Origin of the sequence: Mesorhizobium sp. B2-3-15 (assembly GCF_006442875.1) — a bacterium.
In the GTDB taxonomy this organism is placed as follows: Bacteria; Pseudomonadota; Alphaproteobacteria; order Rhizobiales; family Rhizobiaceae; genus Mesorhizobium; species Mesorhizobium australicum.
This window is the reverse complement of sequence record NZ_VFVO01000015.1, coordinates 14911-35695: the sequence shown is the minus strand read 5'-3', so window position 1 is coordinate 35695 and position 20785 is coordinate 14911. Positions and strand designations below refer to the sequence as shown.

Sequence of the window (20785 nt, the reverse complement as noted above, 5' to 3'; positions counted from 1 at the left end):
CCGTTTCATTCGTAGTCGGCACCAGGCAACCGTTAGGAACTGGCCGGTTGCCGCGAGGTTTCGTTAGGCAGCCCGTGCGGCCGGACGCTTGCCGCCGAAGCGGCGCTTGTTGTTGCCCTTGAAGGGTTTTGCACCTTCCGGCTTGCGCTCACCGGCAAAGGCCGGCTTGTCGCCGAAACGCTTCTTGCCGAAGCCGTTGTTCGGCTTCTTCTCGCCGCCCGGCCGCCTGCCGTCGCGACGGCCATTGCGGTCGCGATCGTTGGCAGGTTCGAAGCGCTCGTTCTTTTCCGCAGGATTGCGTGCGGGATCGGGGCTGCCGAGATGGTCGGCAACGATTGGCAGCTTCGTGCGGATGATGCGCTCGACCTGACGCAGCTTGCTGTTCTCCGAAGGATCGCAGAGCGTGATCGCGATGCCATCCATACCGTTGCGGCCGGTGCGGCCGATACGGTGGACATAGCTTTCGGCTTCGTCCGGCAGGTCGAAATTCACGACATGGCTGATGCCGGGCACGTCGATGCCGCGCGCGGCGATGTCGGTCGCGACCAGAATGCGCACCGATCCATCACGGAAATCATTCAGTGCCTTCTGACGGGCATTCTGCGACTTGTTGCCATGAATGACGGCGGCCTTGAAGCCGTCGCGTTCCAGGTCCTTAGTCACCCGGTCCGCGCCATGCTTGGTGCGCGAGAAGATGATGACGGACTTCATCGCTTCGTCGGCGAGCATCGTCGACAGCACCTGGCGCTTCTGCTTGGTGCGGGCGAAGACGACGCCCTGGACGATCTCTGCCGCCGCGGTGCTTTGCGGCGAGACCTCGATGCGGACCGGGTTCTTCAGGAGGCCCTTGGCGAGTTCGGCGATCTCGTCCGGCATGGTGGCCGAGAACAGCGCCGTCTGACGATCGGGCGCGGTCGCCTTGGCGATGCGCTTGACGTCGTTGATGAAGCCCATGTCGAGCATGCGGTCGCCCTCGTCCAGCACCAGCCATTTGGTGTCGGAGAGGATGAGGTCGCCCTCGCGCACCAGGTCGGTCAACCGGCCGGGCGTGGCGATGAGGATATCGACGCCGGGAGCAACCTTCTTCACCTGGCTGAAGCGCGAGACACCGCCCAGCACGAGTGCCGTCGAGACATGCGCGCCCTTGGCGAGGATCTTGATGGTGTCCTCGATTTGCACCGCGAGTTCGCGGGTCGGCGCCAGGATGAGCGCGCGGGTCGTCTTGGCGCGCCGCTTGGTGCCGAGTGCGATGATCTTCGACAGGATCGGCAGCGCGAAGGCAGCGGTCTTGCCGGAGCCGGTCTGGGCGATGCCGAAAATGTCACGGCCTTCCAGCTGCGGCGGGATCGCCTGCATCTGGATCGGCTTCGGTTCGGCGAAGCCGGCATTGTGGGTGGCCTTGAGCAGCGCACCGGTAATTCCCAGCGCCGCGAAACCGGAGAGTTCCGCGGTGTCGTTGCCGGGCAATGTGTTTTCGTTGGTCAAAATAATCTTCTTTCACGCGGCCTCTGGCCGCAAACGTCAATGGCGGCAGGGCGCAACCTGCCGTCGAAAATTTGATATGAAACGACAAGGCGGGCGGACGCGTGCGTCCACTCGGCTGCGCTGTCGTGCCCGCAGGCTTCATGCCACGGGGCTTCTTCGCCACTTTGTGATGTACCGGAAGAGGGCCGATATACCGGAAAGAGGGAAAACAGACGCAACCAGTCTCATTTGTCGAGAAGGCCGGAATCTCCCGGCCCAAGCGCCTATGGGCTGGATATGGCTGAGTTCGCCCCGGAATGCAAGGGGCGCGATGTTGCGGTGCAGCAAAAACCAGCCAAAAAGCCGACGCTTGCACTCCCCGACCGGCATCATTACCACAAACGCAGCTTCCGATTTTGGGGATCGAACGATGAAGGACGTGCTGAAGGAACTCGAGCGGCGGCGCGACATCGCCCGCATGGGTGGTGGCCAGGCCCGTATCGATGCGCAGCACAAGAAGGGCAAGCTCACCGCGCGCGAACGCATCGAAGTGTTTCTCGACGAAGGCTCATTCGAGGAATTCGACATGTATGTCGAGCACCGCTCGACCGATTTCGGCATGGAGAAGACAAAGATCGCCGGCGATGGCGTCGTCACGGGCTGGGGCACGGTCAATGGCCGTACCGTTTACCTCTTCGCCAAGGATTTCACCGTCTTCGGCGGTTCGCTGTCGGAAGCCCATGCCGAGAAGGTCATCAAGGTGCAGGAGATGGCGCTGCGCAACCGTGCGCCAATCATCGGCCTCTACGATGCCGGCGGGGCGCGTATCCAGGAGGGCGTGGCAGCCCTCGGCGGCTATGCCGAGATCTTTCAGCGCAACGTGCTTGCGTCCGGCGTCATTCCGCAGATTTCGGTCATCATGGGCCCATGCGCCGGCGGTGACGTCTATTCGCCCGCCATGACCGACTTCATCTTCATGGTGCGCGACACCTCCTACATGTTCGTCACCGGACCGGACGTGGTGAAGACCGTGACCAATGAGACGGTGACCGCCGAGAGCCTCGGTGGCGCGTCGGTGCACACGACGAAGTCCTCGATCGCCGACGGCGCCTATGACAATGACGTCGAGGCGCTCTTGCAGATGCGGCGGCTGATCGACCTGTTGCCAGCTTCCAACACGTCGGAGATCCCCGAGATCGAATGCTATCAGTCGGTCACCGACCATGACATGTCGCTCGACCGGCTGATCCCCGACAACGCCAACAAGCCTTACGACATCAAGGAATTGATCCTGAAGGTCGCCGACGAAGGTGACTTCTTCGAGATCCAGCAGAGTTTTGCCAAGAACATCGTCACCGGTTTCGGCCGGGTCGAAGGCCGTACCGTTGGCTTTGTCGCCAACCAGCCGATGGTGCTGGCCGGCGTGCTCGATTCCGACGCCAGCCGCAAGGCGGCGCGCTTCGTGCGCTTCTGCGACTGTTTTTCTATTCCCATCGTCACCTTCGTCGATGTTCCAGGCTTCTTGCCGGGCACGGCGCAGGAATATGGCGGGCTGATCAAGCACGGCGCCAAGCTGCTTTTCGCCTATGCCGAGGCGACCGTGCCGAAGATCACCGTGATCACCCGCAAGGCCTATGGCGGCGCCTATGATGTGATGGCGTCAAAACATCTGCGCGGCGACATGAACTATGCCTGGCCGACGGCGCAGATCGCCGTCATGGGGGCGAGAGGCGCGGTCGAGATCATCTACCGCAAGGACATCGGCGATGCCGAAAAGATCGCGGCCCATACAAAGGCATACGAAGACCGCTTCCTGTCGCCTTTCGTGGCCGCCGAGCGCGGCTATGTCGACGAGGTGATCATGCCGCATTCGACCCGCCGCCGTATGGCCCGCGCGCTTCGCATGCTGCGCAACAAGGATATGCAGAACCCCTGGAAAAAGCACGACAACATCCCGCTGTGAACGGTCTCGGGGTCGTCGCTAAAATGCGATTGATCAGCGCCCTCCTCCGGCAGCAACCAGTTCGCGCAGCACCGGCACCATCGCCAGCGGCAAATCCTCGGCGATCAACCCCGGCCCGAACCGACTGCCGGCCTCGGCATGGATCCAGACCGCCGCGCAGGCCGCTTCGAAAGCCGGCATGCCTTGGGCAAGCAGGCCGGCCGTGATGCCGGACAACACATCGCCCGATCCTGCGGTGGCAAGCCAGGCCGCGCCGTTGGAATTGATCGCCGCTCTGCCATCGGGAGCGGCGATCACCGTGTCGGCGCCCTTGTAGACGATGACGGCATTGGCGCGCGCTGCCGCCGCGCGTGCCTTGTCCAGCTTGGACGAGACATTGTCATCGGCGATGTCTGCGAACAGCCTGGCGAATTCGCCTTCGTGCGGTGTCATCACCAGCGCGGGCGCGTCCGGCCTGCGGGCGGCTTCGAACAAGACATCCGGCGCCTCACGAAACGAGGTGATCGCGTCGGCGTCGAAGACCAGGCCGTCAATTCCGGTGGACGCGGCCGGCTTGCCCGACGCGAGTAGCGCAAGTGCGAACGCCCGGGTTTTTTCGCCAATGCCAAAGCCGGGCCCGAGAACAAAGGCCGATGGCCGGCGCTCCCCGACGAATGCTTCAATGTCGGCAGCTTCGTCGGCCTTGCGCAGCATGATCGAGGTCAGGTGCGCGGCATTGACCTGCATGGCGTTGCCCGGCGACAGCACCGTCACCGCCCCTGCCCCGCTTCGGGCAGCGGCAAGGGCTGAGAGCCGCGCGGCGCCTGTGGCGCTCGGCCCGCCGGAAAAGACGCCGACATGACCGCGCTTGTATTTGTGGGCATCGATGGCCGGCACCGGCAACTCGCGCTGCCAAAGCGCTGGTCCGTTCTCGAACGTGCGGGGCTGCAGCGTTGCGATGATCTCCGCCCCGATGCCGATATCGGCAAGCACGATCTCGCCGCATCTTTCCCGGCCCGGCAGCAGCAGATGGCCGGGCTTCTTGCGCGCGAAGGTCACGGTGAGCTCTGCTGAAAACGATGTGCCGAGCACTTTGCCGCTGTCACCGGAAATGCCGGAAGGCAGGTCGACGGCGACAACCCGCAAATGCAGCTTGGCGGCCAGATCGACCGCCCTGGCGGCGTCGCCGGACAGCGGCTTGGACAGCCCTGCCCCATAAAGCGCATCGACCACGATCGAGCGGGGACCGGGATCAAAGTCCGATAGCGGCCGGGGCTTGATGGGGCATTCCGCGGCGGCGAGTGCCGCGTCGCTACCCAGCCTCGGCGGGCCAGACGTCCAGATCGTGGTGGCGACACCGCTGCCGGCCAGAATGCGAGCGACGACATAACCGTCGCCGCCATTGTTGCCTGGGCCGCATAACACATGGACATGCGCCGTCGAGGGATAGCGGCTGAGCACTTCGATCGCGACGGCCTGCCCGGCACGGCGCATCAATCCAACGCCGTCGGTTGGACCTGCTGCAATTGTCAGCCGATCCGCCTCGCCCATCTCGGCGGAGGTAAGAAGTTCGTGGCTCATGGATTGCCGATCCGCATTCGATCAAGCATTGTCCAGTTTTCGGCTCGACGCAAACGGGGAGGAGTTGGCGCTGTCATGAGCACGTCGATCGGCGCGAGGATTGCAGGCACCGATCTGCCCGCAGGATGAGCAATTTGCCCGAATATTGGGCAGACATGCACAGTCCTGCCGGGTAGGCTGCAGCCATCTATGCCGCGTCCGATGCAGCGAATGACGCGAATTTGCATATGGGGGTGACATGACTTTGAAATCGTATGACACCGCTTCTGTTCCCTCCGACTGGCACAGTTCGTGCTTGATTGAGGCGCAAGCGGGGGCTCACAACCCGTTTTTTTGGCAGTGGAGGCCACTTTTTACATGAAAAAGATCGAAGCGATCATCAAGCCATTCAAGCTGGACGAAGTGAAGGAAGCGCTTCAGGAGGCCGGACTGCAAGGCATTACCGTGACCGAGGCCAAAGGCTTCGGCCGCCAGAAGGGTCATACCGAACTCTACCGCGGCGCCGAATATGTCGTCGACTTCCTGCCCAAGGTGAAAATCGAGGTCGTGCTCGGCGACGATGCCGTGGAAGGCGCGATCGAGGCTATCCGCAAGGCGGCCCAGACCGGCCGCATCGGCGACGGCAAGATCTTCGTCTCCAACATCGAGGAAGTGGTGCGCATCCGCACCGGCGAAACCGGAATGGACGCGGTTTGATCCGAGCCGGCCATCCTCTAAGAAACGTCATCTATCAAAAAACGTCAGCACACAGGGATTACATGACATGACGACAGCCAAAGACATCATGAAGCAGATCAAGGACAACGACGTGAAATTCGTCGACCTGCGCTTCACCGACCCGAAGGGCAAGCTGCAGCACGTCACCATGGATGTCGTCGAGGTCGAGGAAGACATGTTCGCCGACGGTGTCATGTTCGACGGCTCCTCGATCGCCGGCTGGAAGGCCATCAACGAGTCCGACATGGTGCTGATGCCCGATCCGGACACCGTCCACATGGATCCGTTCTTCGCGCAGTCGACCATGGTCATCCTGTGCGACATTCTCGATCCGGTCTCGGGCGAATCCTACAACCGCGACCCGCGCGGCACCGCCAAGAAGGCCGAGGCCTACATGAAGTCGGAAGGCATCGGCGACACCATCTATGTCGGCCCGGAAGCCGAGTTCTTCGTGTTCGACGACGTGAAATACAAGGCCGATCCGTATAACACCGGCTTCAAGCTCGATTCGACGGAACTGCCGTCGAACGACGACACCGATTACGAGACCGGCAACCTCGGCCACCGCCCGCGCGTCAAGGGCGGCTATTTCCCGGTGCCGCCGATCGATTCGGCGCAGGACATGCGCTCCGAAATGCTGACCGTACTCGCCGAAATGGGCGTGCGCGTCGAAAAGCACCACCACGAGGTGGCAGCCGCCCAGCACGAGCTCGGCATCAAGTTCGACACGCTTGTCCGCAACGCCGACAAGATGCTGATCTACAAGTACGTCGTGCACCAGGTCGCCAATGCCTATGGCAAGACGGCCACCTTCATGCCGAAGCCGATCTTCGGCGATAACGGCTCGGGCATGCACGTTCACCAGTCGATCTGGAAAGGCGGCAAGCCGACTTTCGCCGGCAATGAATATGCCGGTCTTTCGGAGAGCTGCCTGTTCTACATCGGCGGCATCATCAAGCATGCCAAGGCGATCAACGCCTTCACCAACCCGCTGACCAACTCCTACAAGCGCCTGGTGCCGGGCTACGAGGCGCCGGTGCTGCTTGCCTATTCGGCGCGCAATCGTTCGGCTTCCTGCCGCATCCCGTTCGGCAGCTCACCAAAGGCCAAGCGCGTCGAAGTCCGCTTCCCCGATCCGGGCGCGAACCCCTACCTCGCTTTCGCCGCCATGCTGATGGCAGGTCTCGACGGCATCAAGAACAAGATCCATCCGGGACAGCCGATGGACAAGGATCTCTACGACCTGCCGCCGAAGGAACTGAAGAAGATCCCGACCGTCTGCGGTTCGCTGCGCGAAGCGCTCCAGAGCCTCGACAAGGACCGCGGCTTCCTGAAGGCCGGCGGCGTCTTCGACGACGACCAGATCGACAGCTATATCGAGCTCAAGATGGCCGAAGTGATGCGCTTCGAAATGACTCCGCATCCGGTCGAGTACGACATGTACTATTCGGTCTAGGATTCCGCTCGAATAATGTTTCAAGGCCCTTGAAGGTTTTCCCCCTTCAAGGGCTTTTTGCTGATCCAAAGGCTCATCGATGGATTGCGTGCGGCCAGCCACGCAACGATGGTCAACTTGCTTTTTTGGGGGGACGCAATCAATCGCCAGGAGCGAGCGGCACACTGCCTCAGGCTGCAATGCCCGCTCGTCCGGCGCCCCCGCCAATGCCGTCGTTCACGAAACCCCCGCCCCGTTCGAACAGCATCGCTTGGCGTAACCCCAAGGCCACGAATACGCATGCCGCGGCGTAGCCTGTCAACGCCGCCACACGGAGGCATAAATCGCCGATTTCAATGCATGAACAGTAGCTTATATAAAGGATCGCCAGCGTACGGACCGAGCTGAAACAGGCTGTTTTCCGGGCTTTTTCAATGAAAACTTGGAACCGCACGAGACGAGTAGCGGCAAGGAGCGTCAGCCAAAGCCGCTCGTTTCGGTGAAACCGCTCGTTGTTTTTCAACCTGACTTTTTTTGGGGGAATTCGCCGCTCCGGGGCAGTCGGTGACGACGCTGACCGCGCGTGGCGTCATGTCGGGTCGGTAAAAAGAAAGGCCCGGGCGCTTCCGCCCAGGCCTGTATTGCAAGAATATCCATCTGCCGCGCATTGAAGCGCGCCATAAAACGGATCAGGCGGCGGCCGAAATCTCTGCGCTCGCCGGCACCGAAGCGATCGTCTTCAGGATCTGCGAGGCGATCTGGTAGGGGTCGCCCTGCGAGTTCGGACGGCGGTCTTCCAGATAGCCCTTGTAATCGTTCTTGACGAACGAATGCGGGACGCGGATCGAGGCGCCGCGATCGGCGATGCCATAGCTGAACCTGTTCCACGGCGCGGTCTCGTGCTTGCCGGTCAGACGTTTGTCGTTGTCCGGGCCGTAGACGGCGATGTGGTCCATCAGGTTCTTGTCGAAAGCCGCCATCAGCGCTTCGAAATAGGCCTTGCCGCCGACTTCACGCATATAGGTGGTCGAGAAATTGGCATGCATGCCCGAGCCGTTCCAGTCGGTGTCGCCGAGGGGCTTGCAGTGGTATTCGATGTCGATGCCGTACTTTTCGGTCAAGCGCTGCATCAGATAGCGGGCCATCCACATCTGGTCGGCGGCCTTTTTGGAACCCTTGCCGAATATCTGGAATTCCCACTGCCCCTTCGCCACTTCGGCGTTGATGCCTTCATGGTTGATGCCGGCCGCGAGGCAGAGATCAAGATGTTCCTCGACGATCTGGCGCGCAACGGAGCCGACATTCGAGTAGCCGACGCCGGTATAGTACGGCCCCTGCGGTGCGGGATAGCCGCTCTCGGGGAAGCCGAGCGGACGGCCGTCCTTGTAGAAGAAATACTCCTGCTCGAAGCCGAACCAGGCGCCTTCGTCGTCGAGGATAGTGGCGCGCTTGTTGGATGCATGCGGCGTAACACCGTCGGGCATCATGACTTCGCACATGACGAGCACGCCGTTGGTGCGGGCCGGATCGGGATAGACCGCGACCGGCTTCAGCACGCAATCGGAGCTGTGGCCCTCGGCCTGCTGCGTCGAGGATCCGTCGAAACCCCACAGCGGCAGCTGCTCGAGCGTCGGGAACTCAGCGAATTCCTTGATCTGCGTCTTGCCGCGAAGATTCGGGACCGGGGTGTATCCATCGAGCCAGATATACTCGAGCTTGTATTTGGTCATTCTAGAGCCTCTCGTTGCTTGGACACCGCAAGCAGGCGGATGTCGATGCATGGCCGAAACAGGCCGGCCTGCCGATGGATAAAAAGCAATTCGTGTGCCACTCGGCTCTCGCAGGGTGCGGCAAAATGATCGTGCCCAGGCGATTATTTTAATGAGCCGCATCAGCAATGCTTGCGGATGATCCAGGCGGCAATATTGCTTAAATCATAGGCAAGTCATGATCTTTTCATAGGCATATTGCCTAAATGAATCGCAGGACCTATTTTGATGCAAGCTGAATCAACGAGCGTCTGAAAAAGCGGGGAGACCGGCAATGCAAGTCACGCAATCGCGTCCGTCGGCGAAAATCCTGATGTTCCCGCTGGCAGCGCGCAGGTCTGCCTTAAATTTAGGCGCCAAGGCCAAATTCGCGGCAGAGCTTGCCGCGCTTCGCGGCGAGCACGCCGATTTCGATGGCTGGTACCACGAGGCCGCCGTCGAGGAAGAAGACCCGCAGCGGAAGGGCTGAACCCTTCCACGTCGATCTTGAATAAAAAAGCCCGGCGCGATCGCTCGCGCCGGGCTTTTCGTTCTGGCCTACCGACTATTCCTTGGCGTGCAGGTCGGTGCCGAGCGTGTCCTTGACGAAGATCATGCCGATGATCAGCGTCATCGCCGCGATGACCACCGGATACCAAAGGCCGTAGTAGATGTCGCCCTTGTAGGCGCTGAGCGCGAACACCGTCGCCGGCAGCAGGCCGCCGAACCAGCCATTGCCGATGTGGTAGGGCAATGACATGCCCGTGTAGCGAATGCGAGTCGGGAACATCTCGACAAGGATCGCCGCGATCGGCCCATAGACCATGGTCACGAACAGGACCAGGATGAACAGGATGCCGATCGTCATCGGCCAGTTAACCGCCGCCGGATCGGCGAACATGGCAAAGGCACCGCCGCCCGGTATGTTGTAGACGGTGACCTCGGGTGCGCCCGCTGCCTCATCGGCGGTCAAGAGCTTGTCCTTAACCGCCTGGTCGGTCGGCACCGCTGCCTTTTCACCGCCGCGGATGGCGGCTGCGTCGAGCTTAAGTTCAGGATTGGCTGCGATGAAGGCATCGAGTTTCTGGTCCGCGACCTTGATCGGCGCTCGCTTCAGCGGATAGCCGCCGTCCTGCAAGGACATGTTGACTGCCTTGACGAAGGCGGCGTCCTTGGCCTTGGCCTGATCGCCGGCGGCGACCGCATCGTAGGACGCCACTGTCTCTGTACCGATCTTGACTGACGCAGGCGTCCCGGCCGCAGCCGTCGACACCACTTCATAGGGAACCGAGTTCTTGGTCAGGAACGAAGTCGCGATGTCGCAGGACGTCGTGAACTTCGCCGTGCCGACCGGATTGAACTGGAACTTGCAGTCGCCGGGAGCTGCCGTCACCGTTGCCCGAGTGCTCTGCTGAGCCTTGGCGAGCGCCGGATTGGCGGCCCAGGTCAACGCCTTGAACAGCGGGAAGGTACAGACGATGGCCAGCGCAAGGCCAGCCATGATGATCGGCTTGCGGCCGATCTTGTCGGAGAGCCAGCCGAAGACGACGAAGAAGATCGAGCCGATAGCCAGCGCGATGGCGATCATAATGTTGACCGACTGCGCGTCGACCTTCAGCACGTTCTGCAGGAAGAACAGCGCGTAGAACTGGCCATTGTACCAAACCACGGCCTGACCGGCGGTGAGGCCGAGCAGCGCCAGCAGCGCGATCTTGGCGTTCTTCCACTGACCAAAGGCTTCCGAGAGCGGCGCCTTTGAGCCCTTGCCTTCGTCCTTCATCTTCTGGAAGGTCGGAGACTCCGAGAGTGACAACCGGATCCAGATCGAAACGGCGAGCAGCAGGAAAGAGACGATGAACGGAATGCGCCAGCCCCAGGCGGCGTAGGTCTCCTTGCTCAGCGATCCCTGCACGATCAGGATGACGATCAGCGACAGGAACAGGCCGAGCGTCGCTGTTGTCTGGATCCATGAGGTGTAGAAGCCACGGCGGTCATCGGGTGCATGTTCGGCGACATAGGTCGCCGCGCCGCCATATTCGCCGCCCAGCGCCAAACCCTGCAGCATGCGCAGGACGATAAGGATCACCGGAGCCGCGATGCCCAAGGTTGCATAGCCGGGCAGCAGACCGACCAGGAAGGTCGACAGGCCCATGATCGTCATTGTGACCAGGAACGTGTATTTGCGGCCGACGAGGTCCCCGATGCGACCAAACAGCAGCGCGCCGAACGGGCGAACCAGGAAGCCTGCGGCAAAGGCCAGCAGCGCGAAGATGTTGCGCGTTGCCTCGGGAATGGTCGGACTGAAAAAGGTCGAGCCGATGAAAGCCGCCAGTGAGCCGTAGAGATAGAAATCGTACCATTCGAAAACAGTGCCGAGCGAGGAAGCGAAGATGACTTTCTTCTCCTCCCGCGTCATGCCGCGGCTCGTTCCGCCGGCGGTCGATGCCATTGCCATAGAGCTATCCTCCCGTGAGACTTCGATGCTGTGCGCCGACGTCCGCGTTCTCCTCCGAACGCGGACTCAAAGACGCAGCCAACACAGGAAAAATGGCAGAAAGGGCGGGGAAAGGGCACCGCGACGATGGGATTATGACTTTCGTATTAGGTGCAGTGCGAAGGCGGAGCGAAGCCCTCAGGCCCGCAGCGCTTCGAGCAAGCTGACGGCGGCCATCATGTCCCGTTTGCGAGCGGCGCGGCGCGCGACGGCTTCGGCGTCCTGTCCCCACTGTGCGATCTGCCAGTCCTCATCGACATGGCCGGCGGCCCAGGCCTCCTCGCCGTCGAGCTCGCCGAAATCGACCGCCAACGCCAGCAATGCCGAGCCGGTCAACGATGTCATGACATGGATGGCGGCAAGGCGCAGCGGTTCGGCGCGTTGCGCCAGATGGCTGCCCAGCACGGCAATGGTTTCGCGTGGCTGCTCGACATGGATGATGCCCTCGGCAAGCTTGAAACGGGCCCCAAGTGCCGCGCGGGCCCAGTCGATGACGGGATCCCACCGCTCGTTCTGGCGCTCGACCAGCTCTTGCGGTGCATCGGCGCGATAACAGAGCAGATCCGACGAGGCAAAACGCAGAATGTCTTCCAGCACCGCCTGCGGATCGCTGGCCACGCCATCGATTGCGGTGTTGACCAGCCGCATCACCGGCATCGTCATCGGATTGATCGTCTCGCCCTGTTCCGCGAACTCGCCGGCAACCAGCGTCGCGGCCGCCTCGGTCGGCAGCGCCAGCATTGCCTTGCCCGGCGTGCGCACCGGCTTGCCGTCGAGACGGACGGCAAAGCCACCTTCCGCCGACGCGACCGAGACCTCCTTATAGAAGCGCTTGGGCAGCGGCGTCTTCATCTGGATCTGGGCGCGACGCACCGGATCCGGATCGGAAAGATACTTGCCCGCTTCGAGGTCGTTGAGGATATCACGCATGAAGTGCCTTTCTTACACCGGTATCAGCTTGCGTGCCGGCCGGTTGACGATGATCAGGCCGGCCGCAATCAAGCCAAGTGCAAGAAAAATGCGAATGGTCAGCGGCTCGTTCAAGATGATCGCACCGCACAGGACACCGAAGACCGGCGACAGGAAGGTGAAGCTGGACAAGCCTGAAGCCGGATAGCGGCGCAGCAGCCAGAACCAGAGCACATAGGTGAAAGCGACGATATAGACCGCCTGGAAAAGCAGCGCCAATGTCGGCAACAGGGACGGATCGCGCACCGGTGGGCCGGCAAGAGGTAGCACCATCATGCCAACGATCGCCGCGCCGGCGAGTTGATAGAGCAGCAGTTTTTCCGCACTCGCCTCGACCAGTTTTGATCGTTTGATAAGGATATTGGTCAGGGCCCAGAAAAACCCCGAACCGAGGCTCAGGAGATCACCGAACAGCATGTCTCCGCTACCGCCGAGCTTGTCGGAAAAGACCGTGGCAAGACCGGCGAAGGCCAACAGCAGGCCGAGGGACTTGCGCATGGTGATCTGTTCGCCGAGCAGGAAATGGCCGCCGATCAGCATCCAGAACGGCATTGAGTTGACCAGCAGCGTATTGCGCGCCACGGTCGTATGCTCCAGGCCAACGTAGAGACAAAGGAACTCAACGCCGAAAAGCACGCCGACCGCAATGCCCGCCGGCAATGTCCCATCCCTGCTGAACAGCGCAATGCCGCGCCAGCGGCACCAGAGAAAGACGCAGAAACCACCGATGACCGAACGCGCGATCGATAGGAAGACGGGATCATAGCCTGCATAGGAGATCTTGGCGGCGACGTAGTTCAGCCCCCAGGAAAAGGTCAGGCCGACCATGATGGCGGCTGCGGCCATGTCGACCGCGTCGCGCCGATCGAGCGCATCGGTGGCGCCGCTCACGGTTAGTCCTCCGCGCTGGCGTCGTCGAAGCCGATCAGGTTCCAGCTCTGGCGCATATGCGGCGGCATCGGAGCGGTGACATCGATGACGCCCTTGTCCGGGTGCGGGATAATGATGCGGCGCGCGTGCAGATGCAGGCGGTTTTGAATGCCGCCAGGAAAATCCCAGTTGGTGTCGGCCTCGAAGTATTTCGGGTCGCCGATGATCGGGCAGCCGATATGGGCGGCATGGACGCGAAGCTGGTGTGTGCGGCCGGTATAAGGTTCCATCTCCAGCCAGGTCATGGTCTGCGCCGCCTGCTCGATAATGCGATAATAGGACACGGCATGGTCGGCGCCTTTTTCGCCATGCGCGGCAATGCGCACGCGGTCGCCGTCCGGCGTAGCCTCCTTGATCAGCCAGGTCGAGATCTTGTCCTCGCGCTTGGGCGGCACGCCCTTGACCAGCGCCCAGTAGGTCTTCTTGGTTTCCCGCGCCCGGAACGCCTCTGAAAGCTTCATCGCGGCCAGCCTGGTGCGGGCCACCACCAGCACGCCCGACGTGTCGCGGTCGAGCCGGTGCACCAGCCGCGGCTTCTCGCCTTTCTGGTTGCGCCAGGCTTCCAGCATGTCGTCGACATTGCGGGTAACGCCGGAGCCGCCCTGAACGGCGAGGCCCGCCGGCTTGTTGAAGACGAAGACCTTGGGATCCTCGTGGATCAGCATCTTGGCGAGCACATCGGCGTCGCCCTGGTTGCGGATCGAGTGGCCGGTGAGCGCACTCTCGCCCTTCTTGTCCACCTCGAGCGGCGGAACGCGGACCATCTGCCCCGGCTCGACGCGGGTGTCGGCCTTGACCCGGCCGCCATCGACGCGGATCTGGCCGGAGCGCAGCAGCTTCTGTAGATGGCCGAAGCCAAGGCCCGGGAAATGCGTCTTGAACCAGCGATCGAGCCGCATGCCCGCCTCGCCGGCCTCCACAGTGATCTGTTCAACGCCTGCCATGTCTTCTTCGCTTATCCGTTTCCCGAGCAGGGCTCTTGGCCTGCGCTTGGCGCGGCAATAACATTATGAAACGGTTCTTGCGAGCCAAAGTCCCAGAAACAGGGCAATGATCGCGCCAACGACGCTGGCAAGCGCATATCCGAATGCCGGCAGTGTCGAACCTCGTTCCCACAGGGCGGCGAAGTCGAGCGAAAAGGCGGAGAAGGTGGTGAAGCCTCCGAGAATGCCGGTAGCAACGAACAGCCTGACCTCATCGGACCCGCCGCGACGCGCAAGGATGGCGATGAACAGCCCCATCGCAAACGAGCCGACGATGTTGATCGCCATCGTGCCCCAGGGATAGTTGGGACCGACGAGGCGCAGCGCGCCCATGCTGGTCAGATGACGGATGCCGGCGCCGATGCCGCCGCCGACGGCTACGAGAAGCAGATTGAACATAGAACGTTACTGCCCCCGCGAGGACGCCGGCGTCAATCCCTTGAGCGAGGTGACGCAGCTTCGGGATGGCAGAGATAGTCGACCTATCAAGAACCGGGCTTCCAACTCACGTAGCGCAATCACTGCCGTGACGCATTCAGGATACTGCCGGCTCCGCCGGCAGTATCGACAGATCTTCAACTTAGGTGGTTTCGACCTTCTTTGGCTTTGTCGAGCCAATCATCTTCCAGTTCTTGTAGAACATCGAGTTCATGCGCTCGACGCTCACCGAGACGACCGCAAGCATGCCAGCGATCAGGCGGGGCACCGGGGATGGCCTGATAATATCCATGAACACGCAGTAGCGGCGGCCATCATACTCGTTGACCGAGCGATGCAGCAGCGTGTCGTCGAAAATGAACTGCGGATTGTCGTACCAGTAGTTCTTGACGTTGCCGCATTCGACGAAAATCTCCGCTTTCACCGGGATCAGATTGTAGAGGATACGCAGGCTGAGCCGCAGCGGTCCGAAATGCCAGGAGGTCGATTCGCGCTTGCTGAAGACGGAAACGGCAATCGTTTTGATGTATTTGAAGTCCTTGTTGAATTCCTCGACGTTGTCGATCCTGTGCTTGCCGTACCACTGGTAGACATACATGCCGCGCCGGCCGGCGCCGAAATTGGCGTCGATGTCGGCGATGATCTCATCTTTGCGCGCCTTGAAGATATCAAGGACCTCATTGACCTCACGCTGGTAGTCGGCGGGAAACTGCTCCAGCTTCCACACGCCCGGATTTCTGTAGCACAGGAGATCGACCAGCAGGTTGAAGGGCGACAGCAACCAGGTGAAGAGCCCGTTGCCAAGGAAGTAGCCACTGAACAGCGCCAAATCCTTCCTGTCGTTGCGCAACACGTCGATCAGACCACAGACGATGAAGATCGTCGTCAGGATGGGGATGAAATAGAAGCCAAGGGCGAGAAGCGGGATGGCAATGGCGAATTTGCGAAGGGATTTGCGAAGGGTTTTTGTCATTTTTCCACGCGCGAAGCGCGATCCTGTTGCGAATGAGGTGCCCAATCATGGCAACGGCCACCGCCCGACCGTGCGCCTTGATAAGGTTTTTTGGGTCACCGCACAACGGCCATGGTATCTGGCCGAGCTGGTTGCCTGGTAGAGTTTGCCGGGCCGTCAATGCACTGCCGGCAAGCCAAGCTCGTCCCATTTATCTTTGGCCACGGGATCGCCGACCTGGAATTCAAAGCCAATGACGCTTTCGCCGTCCTTGGCGAGCTGGCATTTGAACTTCAGACTGTACCAGTTTTTACGGCTGCGAAAGGCCGCACCATTAGCGGCGATCGTCGTGCCGGTGATCTTCTCCTCCGCGGTCGCGTAGGGCACCACCCGCTCCGGCTGGAAATCCGCATGCCATTGGCGGATTTGGTCCATGGCCTCCAGATTGCAAAGCTGCACCATGCGCTCATCGGATGCGAAGGTCCTGAGATCGGCGCGGGCCTGCTTGCTGCGCGGATCGGCGAGGGTCTTGGCCGACAGCATCCGCGTTGGGCGGATCATGGCGGGCGTGGCGGGAAATCGAGGAGCGCTTGGAGCAGGCGCCGGTGCCTCGGGCATGGGTGCGCGGGGTGCCTCCTCGATGGGAGGTGCGGGCGGCCTTGTCGAAACCTCGAATTGCTGTGGCGTCAGGATGGCGACCGATACGCGCTCCTCCTCTGGCCCGCTCGAGCGCTTCGGCGATGGTAACAACATAACGCTGGCGGCGAGCAGCCCATGCAGGAGAACCGAAGTGGAAATCCCCCAGGGCGAGGCCTCGTTTCGCACTGACAAGGCCACCGGGCTCCGCAAGCCGGCTATTCCCGCTCTTTGCGCAGCTTTGCCCAGTAGTCGAGCCGCTTCCTGATGTCGCGCTCGAAACCACGCTCGGGCGGATCGTAGAAGGTCTGGCGGCCCATCTTTTCCGGAAAATAATCCTGGCCTGAAAAGGCATCTGGCTCATCATGGTCGTAGCGGTAGCCGGCGCCGTAATCCTCTTCCTTCATCAGCTTGGTCGGCGCGTTGAGAATGTGCTTCGGCGGCAGCAGCGAGCCATGTTCCTTGGCGGCCCGCGTGGCAGCCTTGAAGGCAGTGTAAACGGCATTGGATTTGGGCGCGGTGGCAAGATAGACGGTGGCCTCGGCAAAGGCGAGTTCGCCCTCCGGAGAGCCGAGATAATCATAGGCATCCTTGGCCGCGTTGGCGACGACCAGGGCCTGCGGATCGGCCAGCCCGATGTCCTCCATCGCCATGCGAACCAGCCGGCGGCCGAGATAGAGCGGATCCTCCCCGGCATCGAACATGCGCGCGAGATAGTAGAGGGCGGCATCGGGATCCGAGCCGCGCACCGACTTGTGCAGGGCCGAGATCAGGTTGTAATGGCCGTCCTGGCCCTTGTCGTAGATCGGCGCACGGCGCTGGACGATGCGCTGAAGCCCTTCGGGATCGAATATCTCGCCCGGCTTGGCCGCGCGCCAGACCTCTTCTGCCAGGGTCAGCGATGCGCGTCCGTCACCATCGCTCATACGAATGAGCATCGTGCGTGCTTCATCATCAAGCGGCAGCGCCCTGCCCTCCGCCTCCTCCGCCCGCGTCATCAGCTTGGCGATGCTGTCCTCACCCAGCGAATGAAAGACCATGACCCGCGCGCGCGACAACAAGGCCGCGTTGAGTTCGAAGGACGGGTTTTCGGTGGTGGCGCCCACCAGCACGACCGTCCCATCCTCCATGACGGGGAGGAATGAATCCTGCTGAGCGCGGTTGAAGCGATGAATCTCGTCGACGAAAAGCAACGTCTGGCGGCCGTTGGCACGGCGCAGCTTGGCCGCCTCGAACACTTTCTTCAGGTCGGCGACGCCGGAAAAGACCGCCGATATCTGCTCGAATGCAAGGCTGGTCTCGCCGGCAAGCAGCCTCGCCACCGTGGTCTTGCCGGTGCCTGGCGGCCCCCAGAAGATCATCGATCCCAGCGAACCGGAGCCGATCAGCCGAGTCAGCGCGCCATCGGGTCCCGTCAGATGTTCCTGGCCAACGACCTCCCCAAGATTCTTCGGACGCAGCCTGTCGGCCAGCGGCCGTCCGGGCGGCACCTTTTCCGGTTCGTCAACGCTGAACAGATCGGCCATGCACTCCCTCAGAGCAATTCCAGGAAAAGTGTGAAGCGATTTTCCGTCCGGGATTGCGTCAAAACAAGGATATAGGGCAGGTCGGCGTTTTGGTGAAACGCCGACCTGCTCCAAGTTTGGAGCGCGATCCCTTCAGGGTCGAACTCAGTAACGCAAAACCTGGCGCAGTACCTGCCCGCCGCGCTCGACGGTAAAGCGCCACCAGCGCGTATCCTGCTGGGCTACCTGCGCCAGCACCGCGGCGGTGTCGATGGTGGTGCCGTTGACCTCGCGCACGATGTCGCCTGGCTGAAAGCCGAAATCGGCGGCCGGCGAATCGCGATTGATATCGATCACCGTCACGCCCTTGAGGTCGGTACGCAAGCCAAGCTTCTGGGCAAGCCGAGGCGACAGTTCCGAGACCTTCGCGCCCGAGAACGGGCTGCGGCCATGCAGCGTCACTTCCGAGGCTTTCGCCCCCTCCGGCGCGCGCTCCAGCGCAATGTCCATCGCCGCTTGCTGACCCTTGGTCAGGATCGCGAAATTCGCCTTGGTGCCGATCGACAGCGTCGCCATGCGGTAGTCGAGCGCCTCGATGCTCTCGACCGGCTTGCCATTGATCTGCAGCACGACATCGCCCGGCTTCAACCCTGCCTTGCCGGCGGGACCCGTCGCGTCGACCGAGGAGACCAGCGCCCCGGTCGGCTTTTCCATGCCCAGCGATTCGGCGATCTGCGGCGTCACCGCTTCGAATTCGGCGCCGATATAGGGCCGCTCGAAGAAATCGAGACCGGCCTTGGCGGCATCGGCGAAAGCCCGCACCATGTTGGCGGGGATGGCGAACCCGATGCCGATCGAGCCGCCGCTGCGGCTGTAGATGGCGGTGTTGATGCCGACCAGTTGGCCACCCATGTTGATCAGCGCGCCGCCGGAATTGCCGGGATTGATGGCGGCGTCCGTCTGGATGAAATAACCCGAATCCGAAACGCCGATATGGCTGCGGGCAAGCGCGGAAACGATGCCGCTGGTGGTGGTCTGGCCAACACCGAATGGGTTGCCGATGGCCAGCACAAGGTCGCCGACCTCGAGCGCGTCGGAATCCCCAATGGCGATGACCGGGAACGGCTTGTCGGACTCGATCTTGAGCACGGCGAGATCGAGCGTCTCGTCCTTCAGCATCACCTTGCTGGTGAATTCGCGGCCGTCGGCGGTCGCCACCTTGACCTCGTCGGCATCCTTGATGACGTGGAAATTGGTGACGATGACACCGCTCGGATCGACGAGCACGCCCGAGCCGAGCGAAGACTGCGCACGCGGCTGGGCACGGCCGAAGAATTCCTCGAAGAACGGATCGCCTTCGAAAGGCGATGTCACCTTGGCGGTCTGCGAGGCATAGACATTGACCACCGCGGGTGCCGTCTGCTTGACCAGCGGCGCGAACGAAAGCTGGACCTCCTCGCGGCCGAAAGGCACGCGCTTGTCCGGACCTGAAGTGGCATTCTCGCCTTCGACGCCATGCAGCAAGTCCGTCAACACGTCGGACAGGCCTGGATCGGCGGGCTTGGCGGCGTCTTCGGCCAGCGCCTGCCGAACTGCCGGTGTGGCTGCGAACACCATGAAGGCGCAGAGCAGAACAAGGGACAGTCTTTTGGCGCGCATCGCGAATCCTCCAAGCGAGTTCGGGCGCATTGTCCCGACGAATGTGCAAAATGAAAGGCTAAGCCGCTGAAACCCGATTATTTTAAGCAGTAAAAGCAGCTAAAGCTGAACCTGAAGCCGAAAACCTCGTCAGCCCACATGAAAAAACAACTCCTGTCATTCCGTGACTTTTTGAAGACCGGCAGCTTGGGACCGATCCGCCCCGACATGACAATGGCCGAGATTGTCGAGGTGCTCGGCACGCCTGAGCATGCCGACCCGGACTATTGGACGTTCGGAAAGCTCGAAATTTCCTTTGATATCGAGCCACCGCACCAGATGAACTGGTTTCAAATCGAAGAGGCCGGTTATCTCAAAGGCCAGTCGGAGACTCTCACCGATTGCTTTGCGCTTTCTCTAGACGGGCTCAGCGGAAAGACAAAGCCATCAGAGTTCCTGGGGGCCGGCCTTTGGCTTCCAGATCAGGCTAAAGTTTTCTACGCTACGTCTGGCCATGACATCGGGATGAATATCTGCGCCGGACTGATTCAGATTCATTTTCATGTGGCTACTGACTTCATCGGCGATCAGGACACCGAAGCGTATTTGGGCGCGTCCTCCACGTCGCAATCGATGAGGGAGATCGATTCCCGGGCCGTCCTCGACAGTATCTATTCTTACCCCAGCCCGAAGACTGAAGAGGTACCGGGCGCATTCAATTGGAAGCTGTTGAGTGGAAGCCAGTATCTGGCGCTTGCCAGCGGACGGTAAAACATCGGCAGACGTAAAAAGGGGCCCGCAGGCCCCTTCAATTCAATTCGGAAAGACCGAGCCTTATGCGGCCGCGGCATCCGCGTCGGTGGCTTCGGCTTCGATGCGGGCGCGATCGCCGGCGCCCTTGGCCGAGGTGTCGCGATCGACGAACTCGATGACCGCCATCGCGGCATTGTCGCCGTGACGGAAGCCGGCCTTCATGATGCGCAGATAGCCGCCGTTGCGGGTGGCATAGCGCGGGGCGATGGTGTCGAACAGGCGCTTGACGACGCCCTCATTGCCGATCTGCGCGATCACCTGGCGGCGCGCGTGCAGGTCGCCGCGCTTGCCGAGCGTCACCAGCTTCTCGACGATCGGACGCAGGTCCTTCGCCTTCGGCAAGGTGGTGACGATCTGCTCGTGCTCGAGCAGCGACACCGCCAGATTGGCGAACATCGACTTGCGGTGGCTTATGCTGCGGGCGAAGCGGCGGCCTTTGAAACCGTGGCGCATGGCTCTTTTCCTTCTTCAGTTGTTCAAGAGGCCACGGCCTCCGAGGGTTTTCCGCATGACCGTCGGATCGAGCGGCTCACGCCGCCG

General features: G+C 61.6%; 19 protein-coding genes. 5 read left to right on the top strand and 14 right to left on the bottom strand.

Annotation, left to right across the window (positions count from 1 at the left end):
* Nucleotides 1-63 precede the first annotated feature (63 nt).
* The gene (locus FJ954_RS26305; protein ID WP_015317958.1) at nucleotides 64-1485 is read right to left on the bottom strand and encodes a DEAD/DEAH box helicase; all 1422 of its coding nucleotides are present in this window, start codon (nucleotides 1483-1485) and stop codon (nucleotides 64-66) included.
* Nucleotides 1486-1894: 409 nt separating this feature from the next.
* Between FJ954_RS26305 and FJ954_RS26300 the strand changes: the two genes are divergently transcribed.
* A complete protein-coding gene (locus FJ954_RS26300) occupies nucleotides 1895-3427 on the top strand; it encodes an acyl-CoA carboxylase subunit beta (RefSeq protein WP_140664362.1) in 1533 nt (510 codons plus the stop codon).
* 33 nt (nucleotides 3428-3460) lie between these two features.
* Here the strand turns inward: FJ954_RS26300 and FJ954_RS26295 are convergent, their stop codons facing one another.
* Complete coding sequence (locus FJ954_RS26295; protein WP_140664359.1) at nucleotides 3461-4987, bottom strand: NAD(P)H-hydrate dehydratase; 1527 nt, start codon at nucleotides 4985-4987, stop codon at nucleotides 3461-3463.
* A gap of 357 nt (nucleotides 4988-5344) precedes the next feature.
* Between FJ954_RS26295 and FJ954_RS26290 the strand changes: the two genes are divergently transcribed.
* On the top strand, nucleotides 5345-5683 hold the full coding sequence (locus FJ954_RS26290; protein ID WP_006205430.1) for a P-II family nitrogen regulator: 339 nt from the start codon (nucleotides 5345-5347) through the stop codon (nucleotides 5681-5683).
* 67 nt (nucleotides 5684-5750) lie between these two features.
* The gene (gene glnA / locus FJ954_RS26285) at nucleotides 5751-7160 is read left to right on the top strand and encodes a type I glutamate--ammonia ligase (RefSeq protein ID WP_140664357.1); all 1410 of its coding nucleotides are present in this window, start codon (nucleotides 5751-5753) and stop codon (nucleotides 7158-7160) included.
* A gap of 169 nt (nucleotides 7161-7329) precedes the next feature.
* Here glnA and FJ954_RS26280 read toward each other — a convergent pair whose 3' ends face one another.
* A complete protein-coding gene (locus FJ954_RS26280; protein ID WP_140664355.1) occupies nucleotides 7330-7662 on the bottom strand; it encodes a hypothetical protein in 333 nt (110 codons plus the stop codon).
* Nucleotides 7663-7828: 166 nt separating this feature from the next.
* Complete coding sequence (locus tag FJ954_RS26275) at nucleotides 7829-8869, bottom strand: glutamine synthetase beta-grasp domain-containing protein (protein WP_015317962.1); 1041 nt, start codon at nucleotides 8867-8869, stop codon at nucleotides 7829-7831.
* Between the two features lie 313 nt (nucleotides 8870-9182).
* On the opposite strand from FJ954_RS26275, the gene FJ954_RS26270 reads away from it, so the two are divergent.
* On the top strand, nucleotides 9183-9377 hold the full coding sequence (locus FJ954_RS26270; protein WP_140664352.1) for a DUF2735 domain-containing protein: 195 nt from the start codon (nucleotides 9183-9185) through the stop codon (nucleotides 9375-9377).
* A 75-nt stretch (nucleotides 9378-9452) separates the two neighbouring features.
* Here FJ954_RS26270 and FJ954_RS26265 read toward each other — a convergent pair whose 3' ends face one another.
* The 9 genes from FJ954_RS26265 to FJ954_RS26220 form a co-directional block, all read right to left on the bottom strand.
* The gene (locus tag FJ954_RS26265) at nucleotides 9453-11342 is read right to left on the bottom strand and encodes an MFS transporter (RefSeq protein ID WP_140664349.1); all 1890 of its coding nucleotides are present in this window, start codon (nucleotides 11340-11342) and stop codon (nucleotides 9453-9455) included.
* Nucleotides 11343-11519: 177 nt separating this feature from the next.
* A complete protein-coding gene (locus FJ954_RS26260) occupies nucleotides 11520-12311 on the bottom strand; it encodes an ATP12 family chaperone protein (protein ID WP_140664346.1) in 792 nt (263 codons plus the stop codon).
* Nucleotides 12312-12323: 12 nt separating this feature from the next.
* Nucleotides 12324-13196, bottom strand: coding sequence for a DMT family transporter (locus FJ954_RS26255; protein WP_181173049.1), 873 nt, complete (start codon nucleotides 13194-13196; stop codon nucleotides 12324-12326).
* A gap of 47 nt (nucleotides 13197-13243) precedes the next feature.
* Nucleotides 13244-14224, bottom strand: coding sequence for an RluA family pseudouridine synthase (locus tag FJ954_RS26250; RefSeq protein WP_140664341.1), 981 nt, complete (start codon nucleotides 14222-14224; stop codon nucleotides 13244-13246).
* Between the two features lie 63 nt (nucleotides 14225-14287).
* Nucleotides 14288-14662, bottom strand: coding sequence for a fluoride efflux transporter CrcB (crcB, locus tag FJ954_RS26245; protein WP_140664338.1), 375 nt, complete (start codon nucleotides 14660-14662; stop codon nucleotides 14288-14290).
* Nucleotides 14663-14843: 181 nt separating this feature from the next.
* Nucleotides 14844-15674: an aspartyl/asparaginyl beta-hydroxylase domain-containing protein gene (locus FJ954_RS26235; protein WP_140664336.1), complete on the bottom strand. Its 831-nt coding sequence runs from the start codon at nucleotides 15672-15674 to the stop codon at nucleotides 14844-14846.
* 156 nt (nucleotides 15675-15830) lie between these two features.
* Nucleotides 15831-16196 carry a DUF930 domain-containing protein gene (locus FJ954_RS26230; protein WP_246681155.1) on the bottom strand — a complete coding sequence of 122 codons (366 nt, stop codon included), beginning with the start codon at nucleotides 16194-16196 and terminating at the stop codon, nucleotides 15831-15833.
* 311 nt (nucleotides 16197-16507) lie between these two features.
* Nucleotides 16508-17815: a replication-associated recombination protein A gene (locus FJ954_RS26225; RefSeq protein WP_015317971.1), complete on the bottom strand. Its 1308-nt coding sequence runs from the start codon at nucleotides 17813-17815 to the stop codon at nucleotides 16508-16510.
* Nucleotides 17816-17959: 144 nt separating this feature from the next.
* The gene (locus FJ954_RS26220; protein ID WP_140664331.1) at nucleotides 17960-19453 is read right to left on the bottom strand and encodes a DegQ family serine endoprotease; all 1494 of its coding nucleotides are present in this window, start codon (nucleotides 19451-19453) and stop codon (nucleotides 17960-17962) included.
* Nucleotides 19454-19591: 138 nt separating this feature from the next.
* On the opposite strand from FJ954_RS26220, the gene FJ954_RS26215 reads away from it, so the two are divergent.
* Entirely contained in the window at nucleotides 19592-20203 is a 612-nt protein-coding gene (locus FJ954_RS26215; RefSeq protein ID WP_140664329.1) for a hypothetical protein, read from the top strand.
* Nucleotides 20204-20266: 63 nt separating this feature from the next.
* Here the strand turns inward: FJ954_RS26215 and rplQ are convergent, their stop codons facing one another.
* Entirely contained in the window at nucleotides 20267-20698 is a 432-nt protein-coding gene (rplQ, locus tag FJ954_RS26210; protein ID WP_015317974.1) for a 50S ribosomal protein L17, read from the bottom strand.
* Between the last annotated feature and the right edge of the window lie 87 nt (nucleotides 20699-20785).